We start from the raw sequence: 18,690 nt of genomic DNA, 5'->3' as shown, positions 1-18,690 counted from the left end.
GGGGAGGTCGTGAGGGAAGTCCCCCGCGCCGACGGCTACTTCTTCGGCGACGGGTTGCGCCGCATCTCCTTGTGGATCACCTTCCACTGCCGCGCCCGCTCGGTGCGCAGCCGGTGGTCGGTGCGTGAGGCGATCCAGTCCGCTTCGCGCCGCAACTTGCGGTAACTGTCCAGACGGCGCTGCGGCAGTTCGCCAGCCTCGACGGCCGCCAACACCGCGCAGCCCGGCTCCGCGACGTGCCCGCAATCGGCGAACCTGCACTGCTCCGCGTACTGTTCGACGTCCGAGAACGTCCGGTCGAGACCGTCCTGCACGTCGAACAGGCCGACACCGCGCAGACCCGGGGTGTCGACGAGGACGCCGCCGCCGGGCAGCGGCACCAACTCGCGCCACGTGGTGGTGTGCCGGCCCTTGCCGTCCTGGCGTACGCCGCCGGTGGCCAGGTCGGCACCGGTCAGCACGGCCGCGAGGGTCGACTTCCCGGCGCCCGACGAGCCGAGGAGCGCGACGGTCCGCCCGGCGGCCGTCGCCGCCAGCACGTCGACGCCCTCCCCGGTCACCGCGCTGACCACCAGCACGTCCGCACCGGGCGCGGCGGCCTCGACGTCGGCGCGCACCTGTTCGGCGTCGTCGACGGTGTCGGCCTTGGTGAGCACGACGAGCGGCTGCGCGCCGGATTCCCAGGCCAGGGTGAGCAGGCGTTCGATGCGGCCGAGGTCGGGTTCGACGTCGAGCGGGACGACAATGAGCACCGCGTCCACGTTGACCGCGAGCACCTGCCCTTCGGAACGCCCCGACGCCGACGATCGCGTCAGTGCGGTGCGCCGGTCGAGCAGCGCGACGACGACGGGTTCGTCGTCGGGTGTGGCGTGCCGCGACCGGCCGGGTACGGCGACCGCGGCCCAGTCCCCGGCGCACGGCAGCGGGCCGTTGCCGTGCGCGGCGCGCAGAGTACCGCCGTCGCCGGTGACGACGTCGCACGTCGAACGGTCGACGCGGGACACGCGCCCGGCGACCAGGCCTTCGGCGAGGTACGGCGCGAACTCCGCCTCCCGGTCGGCGTCCAGGCCGAGGGCGACGAGGAACGAGCCGTCCGGGAACGGGTGCCCGGGTTGTGTGCTGTCGGGGTTGAAGGAACCGCCGAAAGAACTGCTGAATGAACTACTGGAGGACAAGACTGTGGACCCTTCGACACGGGTCCCACGAACGCCGTCGCGGCGACAGGCCTCAGACGGCCGGGACCCGGAGGTACAAGACGAAAGCGGGTGCGGGGCCGTCGACGGGGACAGCCGCCATCCAGGTGACATGTGCCATCACGGTCTCCACCTCCTCCTTCTCGTCTCGCCGAGCGTGCTGCTCGTGCCTCGAACGGGTCAGCGGCGCGTACGCCGCCGCCCAGCTTAGGGCATCGCGCCCGTCCGGGTCGGCTCAATTACGGCTCAATTACGGCTCAACGGCGTCTCAACGGCGGCTCAAGACCGACTCAGCGGCGGCTCAACGGCGGCTCAGCGCGGCTTGCGGGTCCGGTCCGGCGGCGGGGGCGGCGGGGGCGGACCCGGCGGCCGGACCGGCCACAGTTGCTCGTCGAGCGACAGCCCGGGCGGGGCCTGCCCGGCCGGGAGCTGTACCGGCGGCGAGCCCGGGTCCATCCGGTGGTTGCCGTTCCCCGTGCCCGGGCGGTTGCCTCGCGGGGAGGCGTAGTTGGCCCAGCGTTCGGGGAACTCCGAGGGCGCCTCGTCCAGGTCGCCGGCGCCGGCGGGGGCGACGAGGTCCACGGTGTCGTCGTTGTGCTCGGGGTTCCAGCCGCCCGGCTCCCAGTCGCCGGGCATGCCGCGGTGGCGTCCGGCGCGGCGTACCGTCGCCATCGCGTTGGCGATCTCGACGGCCGCGCGCTCCTTCTCCGCCTCCGCGCGCGCCTGGGCGGTCTCCTGGCTCGGCCAGACCTGGTCGATGGCGGCGTTCAGGGCCGCCCCGATGAGGATCGCCATGGCCGCGAAGTACATCCACACGAGCACCGCGACGGGAGCGGCGAGCGATCCGTAGATGCTCGGGCCGTCGACGGTCGTCATGAGGTAGACGCGCAGCAGGAAGCTGCCGAGGATGCACAGGAGCAGGGCGACCAGTGCGCCGGGGATGTCCTCGCGCCACGGCGTACGCACCGGTACCGACACGTGGTAGAGCGTGGTGAGGAAGCAGACGGACAGGATCACCAGCACCGGCCAGTACAGGATGTTGACGGTGCCGGCGAAGTTCGGGAACGCCTTGACCACCAGCTCGGGCCCGGCCAGCAGCAGCGGGATCAGGAACATGCCGAGCAGCAGGCCGACCACGTACAGCGTGAACGACAGCAGGCGGGTCTTGACGATGCCGCGTTTGCCCGACAGGCCGTACATGATCGTGATGGTGTCGACGTAGACGTTGAGCGCGCGCGAGCCGGACCACAGGGCGATGACGAAGCCGACCGAGATGATGTCCGCCCGTCCCGACGAGAACACGTCGTTGACGAGCGGCACGATGACTTGGTCGACGCTCTTCTGCGACAGGACGTTGCCGCTGCCGTCGATGATGTCCTGTTTGAAACCGTCGATGGTGTCCTGGCCGATGGCGCCCTGGAGGTAGCCGATCGTGCCGGCCAGCCCGAGCAGCAGCGGGGGCAGCGACAGCAGCATGAAGAATCCGGCCTCGGCGGCCAGGCCCGTCACCCGGTTCTCGTAACACGAGATGAAGGTCTCGCGGACGATCCGCCAGAGTGCGCTCCGCAACCGGATGCGGCCGGGACCGCGGACCGGCGACGTTTCTTTCTTGTCCGCTGCCACGCTCCTAAAGTAGCGGGAATGGGCAACTCCACCCACGCGGTCGCCAACCAGCCCCCGCCGCTGACCGGATACGACGTGTTCGGCGCGGACCAGGCGCTCGTCGAGGCCGTGCGGCGGCACGCGCCGGACGCCGACGCCGCGCGCCTGCACGCCCTCGGCGTCCTCGCGGGATCCGCGACCGCGCAGGAGTGGGGCCGGCTGGCGAACGCGTATCCGCCGGTACTGGTCACCCACGACCGGTACGGGCACCGCGTCGACGAGGTCGAGTTCCATCCCGCGTGGCACGAGCTGACGCGGACCGCGGTCGGCCACGGCCTGGCCGGGCAGCCGTGGGTGGCCGACGACCCGGCCGCACACGTGTGGCGGGCCGCCGCCTTCCTGACGTGGAGTCAGGTCGAGAGCGGCCACGGTTGCCCGGTGTCGATGACGTACGCCGCGGTCCCCGCGCTGCGCACCGACCCGGTCCTGGCCGCCGAGTGGGAGCCGCGGCTGACCGCGACCGGGTACGACGGCCGACTGCTGGCACCGGGTGCCAAGCCCGGATGCCTGGCCGGGATGGGCATGACCGAGAAGCAGGGCGGCACCGATGTGCGCGCCAACACCACCGAGGCGGTTCCGCTGGCCGCCGACGGCGAGTACGCGCTCACCGGCCACAAGTGGTTCTGCTCCGCGCCGATGTGCGACGTCTTCCTCGTGCTCGCGCAGGCCCCCGGCGGGCTGACCTGCTTCGTGGTGCCGCGCGTGCTTCCCGACGGGACGCGCAATGTGTTCCTGCTCCAGCGGCTCAAGGACAAGCTGGGCAACCGGTCGAACGCGTCGGCCGAGGTCGAGTTCGACGGCACGTGGGCGCGGCGGCTCGGCGAGGAGGGCCGGGGCGTGCGCACGATCATCGGCATGGTCGCCGCGACGCGCCTGGACTGCTCGCTCGGGTCGGCGGCGCTGATGCGGCGCGCGGTGGCCGAGGCGACGCACCACGCGGCCCACCGGCGTGTGGGCGGGTCGGCGCTGATCGACCTGCCGCTGATGACCAACGTGCTCGCGGACCTGGCGGTCGAGTCGGAGGCGGCGACGCTGGTCGCGATGCGGCTGGCGGCGGCGTACCGCTCGCCGGACGCGAAAGAACAGGCGCTGTTCCGCATTGCGGTCGCCGTGTCCAAGTACTGGACAACCAAGCGCGCGGTCGCGGTGACCGCCGAGGCGATGGAGTGCCTGGGCGGCAACGGCTACGTCGAGGAGGGCGGCATGCCGCGCCTGTACCGGGAGGCTCCGGTCAACGCGATCTGGGAGGGCTCGGGCAATGTGCAGGCCCTGGACGTGCTGCGTGCGCTGCGCCGCGAGCCGGAGTGTCTGGACGCGTTCCTCGGGGAGATCGGCGCGGTTCGCGGCGAGGACCACCGCTTCGACACTGCGGTCAAGGACTTCCTGGTCGACCTGTCGGACCTTGAGGGCGTCGAGGCGCGAGCGCGCCGGCTGACCGAGCGGATGGCGCTGCTGCTGTCGGGCGCGGCCGTGCTGCGCTGGTCGCCGCCGGAGGTCGCGGACGCGTTCTGCGCCGGGCGGCTCGGCGGCGACGGGGGACTCGCGTTCGGGACGCTGCCGCGCGGCGTGGCGGCACGGGCCGTCGTCGACCGCGCCCGGCCGGTTGTGCCGTGACATGCCGTGACACGTCCGGGCTCCGGCGTCGCGGTGTGCGGCCCCGGGCCCGTTCCGCGGGCGTGTGCGGATCTCGGCGGCGGCCCGCCCGCCCGCGCGGCCTCAGCGCATCGGGACGATGACGCCGGTCAGGCGGCTGATCACGCGTGCCGCGGTGCGCAGGTCCCCGGCCGGGAGGTCGGCGACGGCGGATTCCCAGTGCCTGCGGAAAACGGTGTCGAGTTCGTCGAGCGCGCGCAGTCCGGCGGGGGTGAGCCGGGCGACCGGGCCGCCCCGGCCGCGCCCCGCGCGCACGCCTTCGACCAGGCCTTCGCGGCCGAGCGTGTCCAGCAGGCCGGTCACGTGCGCGGGCCGCATGCCGAGGACGTCGGCGAGTCCCGCGGAGTCGAGGTCGAGCTCGTCGGCGAGGGTGACCAGGACGCGGTGGCGTTGCACCTGGGGGGAATCGGAGCCGGAGCCGCGCGCGAGACGGTCGGCTCGTACGGCGGACAGGAAGCCGTTCAGGGCGTAGCGCAGGGTCTCGACGGACGCCTCGCGGTCGTCGTCCCGGTTGCTGCGGTCGCTCTGTTCTTTTCGGTCGATCCGGTCGCTGCGGTCGCTTCTGTCCATGTCCCGGCCCTCGTCTCGGCCCTCGTTCCGGCCCCCGCAGCCGCCCAGGCAGTCAGGCCGGTCGAGAAGATCTCCGGACATGTCAATCAGCTCCTTAAGGCCCCAGTACCGTAACCAAACGCTTCGGAGAGGCAACTCCGGGTGCCCTTACCAGCCTATTGTCCCATTTGATGAGATTGACTGTCCAAATAGCGAGATCAGCGTTCACATCGCGGACGAAGATGGACGACATACCGACTCCATGCCAACCTCTTGGCATGTCTCGCGCCGGAATCGCCCTCGTCGGTCGACGTCACGTCGACCTAGGACGCATGTCCAGCGCCTGCTGTATGCCGCTCTGACGACCACCGCCCGCTCCACTCTCCGCTGCTCGGGCGCGGGTCGTGCCGGCAGCCTGCGTCCAGCGCCGTGACGGTGCGGAGCGGGACCGCCGCGTGCGGCGCGCGTCCCCCTGACACCACGTCAAAGGACGCTTCATGGCCACCCCTTCCCCAGCCGCCGGCCCGCGAAAGACCGCCCGCCACCGCGGCGAAGGCCAGTGGGCGCTCGGTCACCGCGAACCGCTCAACGCCAACGAGCAGTTCAAAAAGGACGACGACGGCCTGAACGTACGCGCCCGCATCGAGAACGTCTACGCCCACCGCGGCTTCGACTCGATCGACAGCAACGACCTGCGCGGCCGCATGCGCTGGTGGGGCCTGTACACGCAGCGCAAGCCCGGGATCGACGGCGGCAAGACCGGCGTCCTGGAGCCGCACGAGCTCGACGACGAGTACTTCATGCTGCGCGTGCGCATCGACGGCGGCCGACTCAACCTGGCCCAGCTCCGCGCGGTCGCCGAGGTCTCGGAGCGGTACGCACGCGGCACCGCGGACATCACCGACCGGCAGAACGTCCAGTACCACTGGATCCGCATCGAGGACGTCCCGGCGATCTGGAACATCCTCGAAGGCGTCGGCCTGTCGACGACCGAGGCGTGCGGCGACACCCCGCGCGTCGTGCTCGGCTCGCCGGTCGCCGGCGTCTCCGCCGAGGAGATCGTCGACGGCACCTGGGCGGTCGACGAGATCAACCGCCGCTACATCGGCAGCCCCGAATTCTCCAACCTGCCGCGCAAGTTCAAGACGGCGATCTCCGGGTCTCCGCTGCTCGACGTGGCCCACGAGATCAACGACGTCTCGTTCGTCGGCGTCGAACACCCCGACCTGGGCCCCGGTTTCGACGTGTGGGTCGGCGGCGGCCTGTCCACCAACCCGAAGCTCGCCGTACGGCTCGGCACGTGGGTGCCGCTGGAGGACGTGCCGGACGTCTGGGCGGGCGTCGTCGGCATCTTCCGCGACTACGGCTACCGCCGGCTGCGCAACCGCGCGCGCCTGAAGTTCCTGGTCGCCGACTGGGGAGCCGAGAAGTTCCGGCAGGTGCTGGAGGACGAGTACCTGAAGCGCAAGCTCGCCGACGGCCCGGCCCCCGCCGAACCCAGCGGCGTCTGGCGCGACCACGTCGGCGTCCACCCGCAGAAGGACGGCCGCTTCTACGTCGGCTTCGCCCCCCGCGTCGGACGCGTCGACGGCGCCACGCTCGGCAAGATCGCCGACCTCGCCGAGGCGCACGGCTCGGACCGCGTCCGGACCACCGTCGAGCAGAAGATGCTGATCCTCGACGTCGCCGAGGACAAGGTCTCCTCGCTCGTCGACGGCCTCGAAGCCCTCGGCCTGCGCGTCAAGCCGAGCCCGTTCCGCCGCGGCACCATGGCGTGCACCGGGATCGAGTTCTGCAAACTCGCCATCGTCGAGACCAAGGGCCGCGCCCAGGCGCTCATCGAGGAGATGGAGCAGCGCCTGCCCGAGTTCGACCAGCCGCTCACCATCAACATCAACGGCTGCCCCAACGCCTGCGCGCGCATCCAGACCGCCGACATCGGCCTCAAGGGCCAGTTGGTGCTGGACGACGACGGCAACCAGGTCGAGGGCTACCAGGTCCACCTCGGCGGCGGCCTCGGCTTCGACGCCGGCTTCGGACGCAAGGTCCGCGGCCTGAAGGTCACCTCCGCCGGACTCCCCGACTACGTCGAGCGCGTCGTCCGCAGGTTCACCGAACAGCGCACCGAGAACGAGCGGTTCGCGCAATGGGTCGGGCGGGCCACGGAGGCGGATCTGTCGTGAGCGAGCGCGCGGCACCGTTCTACTGCCCCTACTGCGGCGACGAAGACCTGCGGCCCCGCGAGGACGGCCACGGCTCGTGGCTGTGCGGGGCGTGCCGCCGCGCGTTCACGCTCAGATTCCAAGGGCTGGTCTTCTCCGAGAACGCCCCGACCACGTCGGCGGGTTCGGCACAGGAGCAGACCGACGCCCGCACCCAGACCCCGAATTCGACCGCCGCAACGACTGCCGGAAAGGAGGCGACGTGACCACGACCAGGGACAAAGCAGAGGCGATGGAGCAACTCGCCCTGACCGCCGGGCGCGAGCTGGAGCACGCCACCGCCGAGGAGATACTCACCTGGGCGTCCGAGACCTTCGGCGCGCGCTGGTGCGTGACCTCGTCGATGGAGGACGCCGTCGTGGCGCACCTGGCGTCCCGCGTGCAACCAGGAATCGACGTGGTGTTCCTCGACACCGGCTACCACTTCGCGGAGACCATCGGCACCCGCGACGCGGTCGCCGCCGTCTACCCCGTCAACGTCATCACCCTGACGCCGCGTCAGACCGTGGCGGAGCAGGACGCCGAGTACGGCCCCCGGCTCCACGACCGCGACCCCGACCTGTGCTGCGCGCTGCGCAAGGTCGCGCCACTGGCGACCAGCCTCGAAGGCTACGACGCGTGGGCCACCGGGCTGCGCCGCGACGACTCCCCCGAACGCGCGGACACTCCGGTCGTCGGCTGGGACGCCAAGAAGCGCAAGATCAAGATCTCCCCGATCGCGCGGTGGGACCAGGACCAGGTCGACGCGTACATCCTGGAGCACGGCGTCCTGACCAACCCGCTGCTGATGGACGGCTACGCGTCGATCGGCTGCGAGCCGTGCACCCGGCGCGTCGCGCCCGGCGAGGACGCCCGCGCGGGCCGCTGGGCCGGGCGCGCCAAGACCGAGTGCGGAATCCACTGACCATGCCGATATGCATACACGCGCGCACACCCTCGTCCACCCACGTGACCTCTTGGAGGCTGAAGTGACAACCGCGGTCGAACTCTCCGCGCCCGGCGCGCTCGGTCACCTCGACGCGCTGGAAGCCGAGGCGGTCCACATCTTCCGCGAGGTCGCGGGCGAGTTCGAACGGCCGGTGATCCTCTTCTCCGGCGGCAAGGACTCGATCGTCATGCTGCACCTGGCCCGCAAGGCGTTCTGGCCGGCGCAGATCCCGTTCGCGCTGCTGCACGTCGACACCGGGCACAACTTCCCCGAGGTCATCGAATACCGCGACCGCACGGTCGCGGAGCACAACCTGCGCCTGTTCGTCGGCCACGTCCAGGAGTTCATCGACAACGGGCGGCTCCAGGAGCGCCCCGACGGCACCCGCAACCCGCTCCAGACCGTGCCGCTGCTCGACGCGATCGAGAAGAACCGCTTCGACGCGGTCTTCGGCGGCGGACGCCGCGACGAGGAGAAGGCCCGCGCGAAGGAGCGCGTGTTCTCGCTGCGCGACGAGTTCGGACAGTGGGACCCGCGCCGCCAGCGCCCCGAGCTGTGGAACCTCTACAACGGCCGGCACCGCGTCGGGGAGCACGTCCGGGTCTTCCCGCTGTCCAACTGGACCGAGCTGGACGTGTGGCAGTACATCGAGCGCGAGGAGATCCCGCTCCCGGAGATCTACTTCTCACACGAGCGCGAGGTGTTCCTGCGCAACGGAATGTGGCTCGCGCCCGGCGCGTGGGGCGGCCCGAAGGACGGCGAGACGGTCGAGCGCCGCATCGTGCGCTACCGCACCGTGGGCGACATGAGCTGTACGGGGGCCGTCGACTCCCCGGCCGCCACGGTGGCCGAGGTGATCGCCGAGATCGCGGTGAGCCGACTGACCGAACGGGGTGCCACGCGCGCGGACGACAAGATGTCCGAGGCCGCGATGGAAGACCGCAAGCGCGAAGGATATTTCTAGGATGACCAGCCAGAACACCGCACCGACGGCGGAGGACGCCGTGGACGCGTCGGTGGGCCTGCTGCGCCTGGCCACCGCGGGCTCGGTCGACGACGGCAAGTCCACGCTCGTGGGCCGCCTCCTGCACGACTCGAAGTCAGTGCTGTCCGACCAGCTCGAAGCCGTCGAGCGGGTCAGCCGCGACAGGGGCATGGACGAGGCCGACCTCGCGCTGCTCACCGACGGCCTGCGCGCCGAGCGCGAGCAGGGCATCACGATCGACGTCGCGTACCGCTACTTCGCGACCGCGCGGCGCCGGTTCATCCTCGCCGACACGCCCGGCCACGTGCAGTACACCCGCAACATGGTCACCGGCGCGTCCACCGCCGAACTCGCGGTCGTGCTGGTCGACGCCCGCAACGGCGTCGTCGAGCAGACCCGCCGCCACCTCGCGGTCGCCGCGCTGCTGCGCGTCCCGCACGTCGTCCTCGCCGTCAACAAGATGGACTTGGTCGACTACGACGAGGCGAAGTTCGCCTCGGTGGCCAACGAATTCACCGCGTACGCCACGGAGTTGGGTGTCCCCGACATCACCGCGATCCCGGTCTCCGCGCTGCGCGGCGACAACGTGGTCGACCCGTCCGCGCACATGGACTGGTACGGCGGGCCGACCCTCCTGGAGTTCCTGGAGACCGTCGAGATCGGCGGCCAGGACGAGCACGGCCCGGCGCGGTTCCCCGTGCAGTACGTGTTGCGCCCGCAGAGCGACGACGAGTTCCGCGACTACCGCGGCTACGCGGGCCAGGTCGCGTCCGGCGTCTTCCGCGCCGGCGACCCGGTCGTGGTGCTGCCGTCCGGCGCGCGCTCGTCCATCGCGGGCATCGACCGCCTCGGCGCGTCCGTCGACCGCGCCCAGGCCGGCGAGTCGGTCACGCTGCGCCTCGCCGACGACGTCGACGTCTCGCGCGGCGACCTGATCGCGCCCGCCGAGGACGCACCGGCCGCGACCCAGGACGTCGAGGCAACGGTGTGCCACGTCGCCGACAAGCCGCTGCGGCCCGGCGACCGGGTGCTACTCAAGCACACGACGCGCACGGTCAAGGCGATCGTCCGTGAGATCCCCTACCGCGTCGACATCCAGACCCTCGAAAAGCAGGCCTCGCCGGGCGAGTTGCACCCGAACGACATCGCGCACGTGGTGCTGCGGACCGCGCAGCCCCTCGCCCTCGACCCCTACGCGGCGGGCCGCCGCACCGGTTCCTTCCTCCTGATCGACGAAGCGGACGGCGCCACGCTGACCGCCGGCATGGCCGGCCCCGCGTTCGTCGACGGGCGCGGCGGGGAGCAGGGCTCCGTTACGGAGCGATGTCGCTGACCGGTCCCCCACGGGACCCGGCCGACACGCCGTAGCGACACCCCTGCTCCGCACCGACTTCCGTGCCCCTGCACGGCCTCCACAGGGAAGGTCCCTCATGCCTGCTGCCCGGCACCGACGCCGCAGATCCGTACGAAACACCGTGATCCTCGCGATCCTCCCGCTGCTCGCGGTTCTCTCCGCGTGCGGCTACGGCTCGGCGAAGGACGACGGCGGATCCGCGGCGGCCGGCGCCGGGGCGGCGGGACCGGCGGCCGAAGGGACGAGCACCTCGGCGTCCGAGCTGCGGCTCGGCTTCTTCGCGAACGTCACGCACGCGACGGCGCTGGTGGGAGTCAAGGAGGGCTTCTACGCCAAGGAGCTGGGCTCGACGAAGGTCACCACCACGGTGTACAACGCCGGTCCGTCCGCGATCGAAGCGCTCAAGGCCGGCTCGATCGACGCGACGTACATCGGGCCGAACCCGTCGATCTCCGGCTTCACATCGACGAACGGCGAACTGCTGCGCATCGTCGCGGGCGCCACCTCGGGCGGCGCGTCGCTGGTCGTGAAGCCGGACATCGGCAGCGTGGCCGACCTGAAAGGCAAGAAGGTCGCGACGCCGCAGCTTGCCAACACCCAGGACGTCGCGGCGCGTGCCTGGTTCGCCGCCCAGGGGTTCACGACCGACATCAAGGGCGGCGGCGACGTCAGCATCGTGCCGACCGAGAACGCGCTGACGCTGAACCTCTTCAAAACCGGCGAGATCGATGGCGCCTGGCTGCCCGAGCCGTGGGCGACCCGGCTCGTTCAGGAGGCCGGCGGCAAGGTCCTGGTCGATGAGCGAAGCCTGTGGCCGAACAGCAGGTTCGTCACCACCAACCTCGTCGTGCGCAAGGCGTTCCTGGACAAGCACCCCGACACCGTCGAGGCGCTGATCAGGGGTCAGATCGCCACGACCGCCTGGATCAACGCCAATCCCGACCGGGCCAAGGCCGACGTCAACGACCAGTTGGAGGCGTTCACCCAAAAACGCCTGCCGACCGAGGTCGTCGACGGTGCGTGGCGGAACCTCGAAATCACCAACGACCCGTTGGCTGCCTCGCTCCGGAAGGTCGAGGACGACGGCGTCAAGGTCGGCGTCGCCAAGGACGCCGACATCCAAGGCATCTACGACCTGACCATTCTCAACAAGGTGCTCCAGGCCGCAGGCCAACCCCCATACGACGACGCCGGACTCGGCACGAAGTAGCAGGCGTCCGGGGCCGCACCGCACGTGCCCGCCCCGGCACGCCCGATTTCGGCAGCAGCCCGCAGTAAGACCACCGGAAGGGGTGGACGTGATGGCTCAGACAGTGCACGAGCAGCCGGTGAAGGCCGCGGTCGGCGCGGAACACGCCGCGGAAGCCGCGGACCCCGCCCCCGTCGCCGTGGGCTTCGACAACGTCTCCAAGACCTTCGGCAGAGGCACCGCCCCCGTCCTCGACGGCATCAACCTCTCGGTGCGGCCCGGCGAGTTCGTCTGCCTCCTCGGCGCGTCGGGCTGCGGCAAGTCGACCCTGCTCAACCTGGTCGCGGGCCTCGACAAGCCCACCGCCGGCACCATCACGGTGGGCGGCGGCCGGCCCGCGCTGATGTTCCAGGACCACGCGCTGTTCCCCTGGCTCAAGGCCGGCAAGAACATCGAACTCGCCCTGAAGCTGCGGGGCGTGGCCCGCGACGAGCGCAAGGCCGAGGCCCGCAGGCTCCTTGAGCTCGTGCGGCTGGACGGGGCGTACGACAAGCGCGTCCACGAACTGTCCGGCGGCATGCGGCAGCGCGTGGCTCTCGCCCGCGCACTCGCGCAGTCCGGCGAAGTCCTGCTGATGGACGAGCCGTTCGCCGCGCTCGACGCCATCACCCGCGATGTGCTGCACGACGAGCTCACCCGCATCTGGCGCGACACCGGCCGCACGGTGCTGTTCGTGACGCACAACGTGCGCGAGGCCGTACGCCTGGCGCAGCGCGTCGTGCTCCTGTCGTCCCGCCCGGGACGCATCGCCCGCGAGTGGACCATCGACATCCCACAGCCGCGGCGCATCGAGGCCCCCGACGTCTCCAAGCTGTCCATAGAGATCACCGAACACCTCCGAGGGGAGATCCGTCGCCATGGAAAGCACTGAGGTGACCTCCTCCTCCCCGTCGCTCGACAAGAACAACGACCAGGACGTCGCGGGTCTCGAAGCGGGTTTGGACGCGCTGGAAACCGTCGTCCAAGGCGAGCGCACTCCGTGGTGGCGGACCATCCTGGAGAAGGTCGTACCGCCGTTCTGCGCCATCGCGCTGGTCCTGGCCGTGTGGCAGATCGCCTTCTGGGCCGAGGTCGCCCCGGAGTACAAGCTGCCCAGCCCCGGCCAGGTCTGGGACGCGTTCATGGTCCGCTGGCACGCCGGCGACGTGCACAGCATCCTGTGGGTCAGCGTCGAACGCGCCGGGCTCGGCTTCCTCCTCGCCATCGCGCTCGGCACGCCACTCGGCCTGATCGTGGCGCGCGTCAAGTTCATCCGCGCGGCCATCGGCCCGATCCTGACCGGACTCCAGTCGCTGCCCTCGGTGGCGTGGGTTCCGCTCGCCGTGATCTGGTTCGGCCAGAACAACACCGCGATCTACGCCGTCGTGCTGCTCGGCGCGATCCCGTCCATCGCGAACGGCCTCGTCTCCGGTGTCGACCAAGTCCCGCCCCTGTTCATCCGCGCCGGCCGCGTCCTCGGCGCGACCGGCGTCAAGGGCATCCGCTACGTCCTGCTTCCTGCCGCGATGCCCGGCTATCTTGCCGGCCTCAAGCAGGGCTGGGCGTTCACCTGGCGCTCCCTGATGGCCGCCGAACTCATCGTCGGCGTCGGCGAATACGGCTTCGGCGTCGGCCAACTCCTCGACCAGGGCCGCAACCTGGGCGAGATGCCGATGATGCTGACCGCCGTGTTCATGATCCTGCTCGTCGGCATCGGCATCGAACTGCTCGTCTTCAGCCCGCTGGAGCGCCTGGTGCTGCGCCAGCGCGGCCTGCTGGTCACCAACAAGTAGGCTTCCTGTCCCCATGCCCCGCACCCGTCCCCACACCGGCCCCCGTGCGCCCGCCGCCCCCGCGCTGCTGGCGATCGCGCACGGCAGCCGGGACGCGCGCCACGCCGCGACCGTCGACGCGCTCGTGACGCGCGTGCGACGGGCGCGGCCGTCGCTGCGGGTGGAGGTGGCGTACCTCGACCACTGCGCGCCGAGTGTCCCGGACGCGCTCGCCGCGCTCGCCGCCGACGGGGTCCGCGAGGCGGTCGCCGTGCCGCTGCTGCTGTCCGAGGCCTACCACGCCAAGCACGACGTGCCCGCGCTGCTGGCGACCGGACGCCAGTTGCGGCTCATCGTGCACACCGCACCGGCGCTCGGCCCGCACGCGCTGCTCCTCGACGCCCACGAACGCCGCCTTCGCGCCCTCGGCGTCCGCCCGGGCGACCCGTCGTACGGCATCGTCCTGGCCGCCGCGGGATCCACCGACCGGCAGGCCAACGCCGACCTGACCGCGCTGGCGCGGACCTGGCGCCGCACCGGCTGGGGCACCGTCGTCACCGCCTTCGCCTCCGCGGCCAGCCCCGCCGTCGGCGAGGCCGTCCGCGCGCTGCGCCGTACCGGCCACTCCCGCGTCGCCGTCGCCACCCACACCCTCGCCCCGGGCTTCCTCCCGGACCGCATTTCCCACCAGGCCGTCGCCGCGGGCGCCGACCTCGTCACCGCCCCGCTTGCCGACACCCCCGAGCTCGCCGGCCTGACCCTGCACCGCTACGTGGCGACCGCGACCGACCGGGGCCTGCTCTCGGCATGAGCACGGGCGGCTGATCCGGTCGGCGGCGCCCGCAGGTTCGCCTCGCGGCCCGACGGCCGCGCGGCGCCGTCGCGTGAACTCGCGTGTCGCTCCTGTGACAAAGCCGTACATCCCCGGAAGCGGGCCGGGCAGGAGCAGTAGCATCTGGGGCGTGATCGATACGGGTGCGGGTGAGCGGGGAGTCTTGGCGCGAGCCTGTGTGGGGGCCGGGATCGATCCGGGCGCCGCCGACGGGGCCGAGTTGCTGGCGTACGGGGAGAACGCGGTGTTCGCCCTGCCTCGGGTGGGGCTCGTCGCGCGGATAGCCCGCGGGGCGCATCTGACCGCACGGGCGCGCCGCGAGGTCGAGGTGGCGCGGTGGCTCGCGGAACTGGACTTCCCCACGGTGCGGCCGGCGGAGTCGGTGTCCGTGCAGCCGGTCGTGGTGGCGGATCGGCCGGTCACGTTCTGGGAGTTGCTGCCGCCGCAGGACCGCGAGCCGGACATCCGGGATCTCGCGAAGCTGCTCAAGCGCCTGCACGCGCTGCCCAAGCCGCCGTTCGCGCTGCCGCAGCGCGAACCGCTGGCGCTCGTGGAGACGTGGCTGGATTCCGCCGACGCCGCGGTGCACTTGGACGACCGGCGGTTCCTGTTGGGCCGGGCGGCCGAGTTGGAGCAGGCGTACAAGGCTCTGGTGCCCGCGCTGGAACCGGGGGTGATCCACGGCGACGCGCTGCTGCGGAACGTCGGCGTGCACGGCGGGCGGGCGCTGCTGCTCGACCTTGAGAACGTCGCCGACGACCTGCGTGAGGTGGACCTCGTCCTGACCCCGATGGCGGCCGTGCGGTACGGGCTCCCGGACGAGTCGGTGGAGCGGTTCGTCCGCAAGTACGGCTTCGACGTCACCAAGTGGGACGGCTACCCGACGCTTCGCGCGGTACGCGAACTCGCCGCGACCGCGTGGGTAGCCCAGCACGTCCCCGGCAACCCGGCCGCCGAGGAGGAGTTCGAACACCGCCTGAAGTGCCTGCGCAGCGGCGACACTTCGGCACGATGGCGGTCTTTCTGAAAGGTGCGCGTGACGCCCGGCACGCGGACGTGGTCGCGCAAGTCGGCCCGGGATACGCGTCGTTCGACGTCTCGGTCGCAGGGGTGCGCGTGTCGGGAACGATGCGGCCCGGCGGGTGCATACGGGCGTACACGGGGTGTACGTCGAGGGGCGGGCCGCGGTGAAGCCGCGTGGCGGTCACCGAGTCACAGGGAACGGAGCGCGGGCCCGTGGCCGTTCTCACGCTTCGGATGCCCCTGTGCCCGGGCGCGGGCATCGCGTACGATGGCCGTCATGACCCGGAAGACGTTGACCCGGCGCCGCGCGGTGGATTTCTGCCGCGTGTGCAGCTGCGTGTGTCCGGCTTGCTGACGTCTCGTCACTTCCAAGCTGTCGTCCGAACCTTCCGATCTTCCGCCCGACTTCGCCGTGCCACGGCTGCGGGCGCTTCCGTCTTTGACGCTGCCTGACGCCCCGTCGCCGCCGTGCATCGCCCGGCCGACGGGTCCGGGCCGCGTGCCCGAAGGGACTCGACCACCATGACGCACGCCGCTTCCTACGCCCCTGCCCGACCGCTCCATCCCGCCGACCACGCCGCGCACCATCCGTCACAGCACCCGTCGCGGTATCCGAACCAGGCAACCACCGCCCAGGTCCTGGTACTTCCGTCGCGCACCCCGCACCTTCCCGCGCAGCCGGCCCCCGGGCTCGGCGCGGTGGACTTCGTCGACGTCGTCCTCGAAGACGACGGTCTCCGCCTCGACCTCGCCGGCCGGACGGTGACCGTCGACGACCGCACGATCCGCCTCACGTTCCTCGAATTCGGCCTGCTGGCCCACCTGTTGGCCAACCCGCGTCGCGTCTTCAGCCGCCGCCAGCTCATGGAGGCGGTGTGGGGCTACCCCGATTCGGGTGAGGGCCGGACCGTGGACGTGCACGTGGCACGGCTGCGCCGCAAGGTCGGCATCCGGCATCGGCGTCGCCTGGCGACCGTGCACCGGGTCGGCTACAAGTACCTTCCGGCAGCGTAGAGTTCGCTGCTCAAGTCGTGGGCCGGAAGATCCGCAGGAGTGTCGATCTCCCAGCGGCGGGCCCAGGTCGCGCCGGGTTCCGCCCAGACGGGGAACCGGCGGGCGGGCGGTGCGTCGGCGCCGCCCGCCCCGGGCCGCGGTCATGTCACGCGGTGCGCTTCCCGGACTCCCACAACTGGTCGAACTCCTCCTGGAACACGGTGAAGAGGCCGCGGCGCGGATCGGCGGCGTCGCTTCCGGCGCGCAGCACGAACGACGGCGACTCGACACCGCGCGAACGCCGGAGGTACGGCTGCACCACCGCGGCGTCGCCGTCGACGAGGTACGCGTTGAACCGCGGGGTCTCCTCGTACACCCGGATCTCGATCCTCGCGGGCTCGGCGAGCTTGGCGCGGATCCTGCGGGCGTGCAGGATGTTCATGGTCGTCAGCCTGGCCAGTATGCCGCGCTTGAAGCCCTCGTCCTTTTCGCGCTGCCGCATCGCGTCGCCCGCCGGGTTGAGGAACAGCAGGCGCATGCGGCATCCGGAAGCCGCCTGCCGGTGGAGTTCCCTGCCGGAGTAGTTCTGGCACAGCAGGTTCAGCGAGACGCCCATCGCGTCGATGGTGCGGGCGTCCGCGACGAGGTCGGCGAACGGCAACTTGCGCTGGAGGGACGACCGGTCGGGGAACACACCGACCAAGTCGCCGTAGCGGCCCGCGAAAAGCTCCTCGACCGCGTCGAGGGCGAGGCGTTCGCCCGCGTGCCTGCCGAGTCGGCCGTCGAGTTCCGCGAGCACCCTGGTGCAGGCTTGTTCGACCTGGCGCAGCACGTCGGGTGACAGCACGCGGTTGCGTGCCACGATGTGGCGCCCGATCTCCACTTCCTCCAGGGCGCGTTCGATGGCGCGGCGGTCGCCCAGGTAGGGCGCGAAGCACCACCAGTTGCGGACCAGCAGCTCACGCAACTGAGGCAGCGTCAAGAACGCGACGAGGTCGTCGTCCGCCGGGTCCACGATGTAGCCGCGGCGCCGACTCATCTCCCGTACCGCTTCGGCGCGTTCGACCCATTCGCTCTGGGTGGGCCCGGCTGCGGCGCTCACCCACGCACCGTCGTCGTGGCCGGTCTGGTCGGTGGATCCGTAGACGGGCAGCAGCACTTGTCGTACGACGGAACGCAGGCGCTGTTCCACGAGGTTGAGGTATACGTACGCGCGTCCCGCCCGGCGGGCCCGCAACAGGGCGTCGTTCCAGTCGGGTTCGGCCCAGGACAGGTCGCCGGGTGTGACGGGGTGCGGGTTGACCGGGCCCGGGCCGTCGGGGGGCGGCGGGCTGCTGCCGTCGAGGATCGGCAGGCGCGCGGCGTCGTCGGCGGCGCTGCGCGGCCCGGGGAGCGGGACGCGGGGCCCGCTGCCGTAGCCGGGACGTTGCGTGCCTGTCTCGCTCCCGAAATCGGCGAAGGGCGGTACGCTGCCGGGCTGTTCGTCGCCTCGGCCGCCGGCGGAGCCTTTCGCCGCGCCCGGCGCGCTCCAGAACCCGGTCCCGCCGGCGGAGTCGAAGAGGCCGCCTCTGCGCCCGGGCCCCGCGATACCGTTGGCGCCGTAAGGGGGGTCGGTGGGCTGCGCCTGTCCCCCGGTTCCGGCGCCCGGGCCGGTGTCGTCGCCGCCGCCGTCGTCGGAGGCCGACGGCTCTGCGGCGGGGTCGGGCGCGTCCGGCGGATCGACAAGGCCCGCGGGGCCGGCGGAACTTGCGGAACCCGCGGATCCGAACGGCCGTCGGGGGGCGGAGGAACCGTCCGGACCTGATGGTTCGGGGTGGTCGGGAAGCTCCGCTCCGTCGTCTCCGGACTCCCGCGCCGCCGGCCCCCGCGCCGCGTTCGCCCCGTCCGCCCCCTCCCGCCCGGACTCGGACCGATCGTCCGGTTCCGGTGCAGGCGGGTTCGGGCCCAGGTCGGTCATCAGCGTCCCCAATCGCGTGGTCTGTCGCGCCCCCGCCGCATCACGCCCGAACCGACGCGTTCCTCGCGGTAAGGCGATCACCCGAACCGGTCGAGCGTACTTCAGCGTCGTGCCGCGACCCGCCGTTTACGCGCGTCAACGGTACGCATAGTTGCGGCAGTCCGCGTCACGCTCTGCGGACTTAGCGCCTACATAACGGAGTTGCCACGGCATCACAAAACGATGTTTACCATCACACGTCGGCAATCATTACCAACCGTCCGCCTGCTCCCGGGGGATCGACGAGGGGGCTCCCTCAATGTCGCGCTCGCGGGGCCGCGGGTGAAACCGCGGCGCCGC

The 18,690-nt window shown here is 71.5% G+C and carries 17 protein-coding genes; 13 read left to right on the top strand and 4 right to left on the bottom strand.

The window, feature by feature from the left end:
* Nucleotides 1–35: 35 nt before the first annotated feature.
* Nucleotides 36–1,175 (bottom strand): ribosome small subunit-dependent GTPase A, encoded by a 1,140-nt coding sequence (gene rsgA / locus ACRX5W_RS15420; RefSeq protein WP_436788692.1) that lies wholly within the window; start codon nt 1,173–1,175, stop codon nt 36–38.
* Nucleotides 1,176–1,505: 330 nt separating this feature from the next.
* Nucleotides 1,506–2,816 carry a YihY/virulence factor BrkB family protein gene (locus ACRX5W_RS15415; RefSeq protein ID WP_436788691.1) on the bottom strand — a complete coding sequence of 437 codons (1,311 nt, stop codon included), beginning with the start codon at nt 2,814–2,816 and terminating at the stop codon, nt 1,506–1,508.
* Between the two features lie 18 nt (nt 2,817–2,834).
* Here ACRX5W_RS15415 and ACRX5W_RS15410 point away from each other — a divergent pair, with 18 nt between their 5' ends.
* Nucleotides 2,835–4,469, top strand: coding sequence for an acyl-CoA dehydrogenase family protein (locus ACRX5W_RS15410; protein ID WP_436788690.1), 1,635 nt, complete (start codon nt 2,835–2,837; stop codon nt 4,467–4,469).
* Nucleotides 4,470–4,571: 102 nt separating this feature from the next.
* Here the strand turns inward: ACRX5W_RS15410 and ACRX5W_RS15405 are convergent, their stop codons facing one another.
* Nucleotides 4,572–5,159, bottom strand: a complete 588-nt coding sequence (locus ACRX5W_RS15405; RefSeq protein ID WP_436788689.1) for a MarR family winged helix-turn-helix transcriptional regulator — start codon at nt 5,157–5,159, stop codon at nt 4,572–4,574.
* An 89-nt stretch (nt 5,160–5,248) separates the two neighbouring features.
* On the opposite strand from ACRX5W_RS15405, the gene ACRX5W_RS15400 reads away from it, so the two are divergent.
* The 12 genes from ACRX5W_RS15400 to ACRX5W_RS15345 all read left to right on the top strand — a co-directional run bounded on the left by ACRX5W_RS15400 (nt 5,249) and on the right by ACRX5W_RS15345 (nt 16,415).
* A complete protein-coding gene (locus tag ACRX5W_RS15400; protein ID WP_436788688.1) occupies nt 5,249–5,419 on the top strand; it encodes a putative leader peptide in 171 nt (56 codons plus the stop codon).
* Between the two features lie 135 nt (nt 5,420–5,554).
* Nucleotides 5,555–7,240, top strand: coding sequence for a nitrite/sulfite reductase (locus ACRX5W_RS15395; protein WP_436788687.1), 1,686 nt, complete (start codon nt 5,555–5,557; stop codon nt 7,238–7,240).
* Nucleotides 7,237–7,485: a hypothetical protein gene (locus tag ACRX5W_RS15390; protein ID WP_436788924.1), complete on the top strand. Its 249-nt coding sequence runs from the start codon at nt 7,237–7,239 to the stop codon at nt 7,483–7,485. The genes ACRX5W_RS15395 and ACRX5W_RS15390 overlap by 4 nt, the downstream gene beginning before the upstream one ends.
* A gap of 26 nt (nt 7,486–7,511) precedes the next feature.
* Nucleotides 7,512–8,183, top strand: coding sequence for a phosphoadenylyl-sulfate reductase (locus tag ACRX5W_RS15385; RefSeq protein WP_436788913.1), 672 nt, complete (start codon nt 7,512–7,514; stop codon nt 8,181–8,183).
* Between the two features lie 10 nt (nt 8,184–8,193).
* Nucleotides 8,194–9,171 (top strand): sulfate adenylyltransferase subunit CysD, encoded by a 978-nt coding sequence (gene cysD / locus ACRX5W_RS15380; protein ID WP_436788686.1) that lies wholly within the window; start codon nt 8,194–8,196, stop codon nt 9,169–9,171.
* 1 nt (nt 9,172) lies between these two features.
* The gene (locus tag ACRX5W_RS15375; RefSeq protein WP_436788685.1) at nt 9,173–10,525 is read left to right on the top strand and encodes a sulfate adenylyltransferase subunit 1; all 1,353 of its coding nucleotides are present in this window, start codon (nt 9,173–9,175) and stop codon (nt 10,523–10,525) included.
* A 97-nt stretch (nt 10,526–10,622) separates the two neighbouring features.
* Nucleotides 10,623–11,756 (top strand): ABC transporter substrate-binding protein, encoded by a 1,134-nt coding sequence (locus tag ACRX5W_RS15370; RefSeq protein ID WP_436788684.1) that lies wholly within the window; start codon nt 10,623–10,625, stop codon nt 11,754–11,756.
* A 91-nt stretch (nt 11,757–11,847) separates the two neighbouring features.
* The gene (locus ACRX5W_RS15365; RefSeq protein ID WP_436788683.1) at nt 11,848–12,666 is read left to right on the top strand and encodes an ABC transporter ATP-binding protein; all 819 of its coding nucleotides are present in this window, start codon (nt 11,848–11,850) and stop codon (nt 12,664–12,666) included.
* Nucleotides 12,653–13,567, top strand: coding sequence for an ABC transporter permease (locus ACRX5W_RS15360; protein ID WP_436788682.1), 915 nt, complete (start codon nt 12,653–12,655; stop codon nt 13,565–13,567). The genes ACRX5W_RS15365 and ACRX5W_RS15360 overlap by 14 nt, the downstream gene beginning before the upstream one ends.
* A 13-nt stretch (nt 13,568–13,580) precedes the next feature.
* Complete coding sequence (locus ACRX5W_RS15355) at nt 13,581–14,357, top strand: sirohydrochlorin chelatase (protein ID WP_436788681.1); 777 nt, start codon at nt 13,581–13,583, stop codon at nt 14,355–14,357.
* A 151-nt stretch (nt 14,358–14,508) separates the two neighbouring features.
* Nucleotides 14,509–15,405 carry a phosphotransferase enzyme family protein gene (locus ACRX5W_RS15350; protein WP_436788680.1) on the top strand — a complete coding sequence of 299 codons (897 nt, stop codon included), beginning with the start codon at nt 14,509–14,511 and terminating at the stop codon, nt 15,403–15,405.
* 518 nt (nt 15,406–15,923) lie between these two features.
* Nucleotides 15,924–16,415, top strand: a complete 492-nt coding sequence (locus ACRX5W_RS15345) for a winged helix-turn-helix domain-containing protein (protein WP_436788679.1) — start codon at nt 15,924–15,926, stop codon at nt 16,413–16,415.
* 145 nt (nt 16,416–16,560) lie between these two features.
* Here ACRX5W_RS15345 and ACRX5W_RS15340 read toward each other — a convergent pair whose 3' ends face one another.
* Nucleotides 16,561–18,351, bottom strand: coding sequence for an SAV2148 family HEPN domain-containing protein (locus ACRX5W_RS15340; protein WP_436788678.1), 1,791 nt, complete (start codon nt 18,349–18,351; stop codon nt 16,561–16,563).
* Nucleotides 18,352–18,690 lie beyond the last annotated feature (339 nt).

This window comes from Yinghuangia sp. YIM S10712 (assembly GCF_051388935.1).
Classification (GTDB): domain Bacteria; phylum Actinomycetota; class Actinomycetes; order Streptomycetales; family Streptomycetaceae; genus Yinghuangia.
Note: the sequence above shows the minus strand (reverse complement) of the source record. Positions and strands in the feature narration are given on the sequence as shown.

Coding starts and splice junctions, on each gene's coding strand:
- ACRX5W_RS15410 (WP_436788690.1), top strand. CDS start 2,835: ATGGGCAACTCCACCCACGCGGTCGCCAACCAGCCCCCGCCGCTGACC.
- ACRX5W_RS15405 (WP_436788689.1), bottom strand. CDS start 5,159: ATGTCCGGAGATCTTCTCGACCGGCCTGACTGCCTGGGCGGCTGCGGG.
- ACRX5W_RS15400 (WP_436788688.1), top strand. CDS start 5,249: ATGAGATTGACTGTCCAAATAGCGAGATCAGCGTTCACATCGCGGACG.
- ACRX5W_RS15395 (WP_436788687.1), top strand. CDS start 5,555: ATGGCCACCCCTTCCCCAGCCGCCGGCCCGCGAAAGACCGCCCGCCAC.
- ACRX5W_RS15385 (WP_436788913.1), top strand. CDS start 7,512: ATGGAGCAACTCGCCCTGACCGCCGGGCGCGAGCTGGAGCACGCCACC.
- cysD (WP_436788686.1), top strand. CDS start 8,194: ATGCATACACGCGCGCACACCCTCGTCCACCCACGTGACCTCTTGGAG.
- ACRX5W_RS15375 (WP_436788685.1), top strand. CDS start 9,173: ATGACCAGCCAGAACACCGCACCGACGGCGGAGGACGCCGTGGACGCG.
- ACRX5W_RS15370 (WP_436788684.1), top strand. CDS start 10,623: ATGCCTGCTGCCCGGCACCGACGCCGCAGATCCGTACGAAACACCGTG.
- ACRX5W_RS15365 (WP_436788683.1), top strand. CDS start 11,848: ATGGCTCAGACAGTGCACGAGCAGCCGGTGAAGGCCGCGGTCGGCGCG.
- ACRX5W_RS15360 (WP_436788682.1), top strand. CDS start 12,653: ATGGAAAGCACTGAGGTGACCTCCTCCTCCCCGTCGCTCGACAAGAAC.
- ACRX5W_RS15355 (WP_436788681.1), top strand. CDS start 13,581: ATGCCCCGCACCCGTCCCCACACCGGCCCCCGTGCGCCCGCCGCCCCC.
- ACRX5W_RS15345 (WP_436788679.1), top strand. CDS start 15,924: ATGACGCACGCCGCTTCCTACGCCCCTGCCCGACCGCTCCATCCCGCC.
- ACRX5W_RS15340 (WP_436788678.1), bottom strand. CDS start 18,351: ATGACCGACCTGGGCCCGAACCCGCCTGCACCGGAACCGGACGATCGG.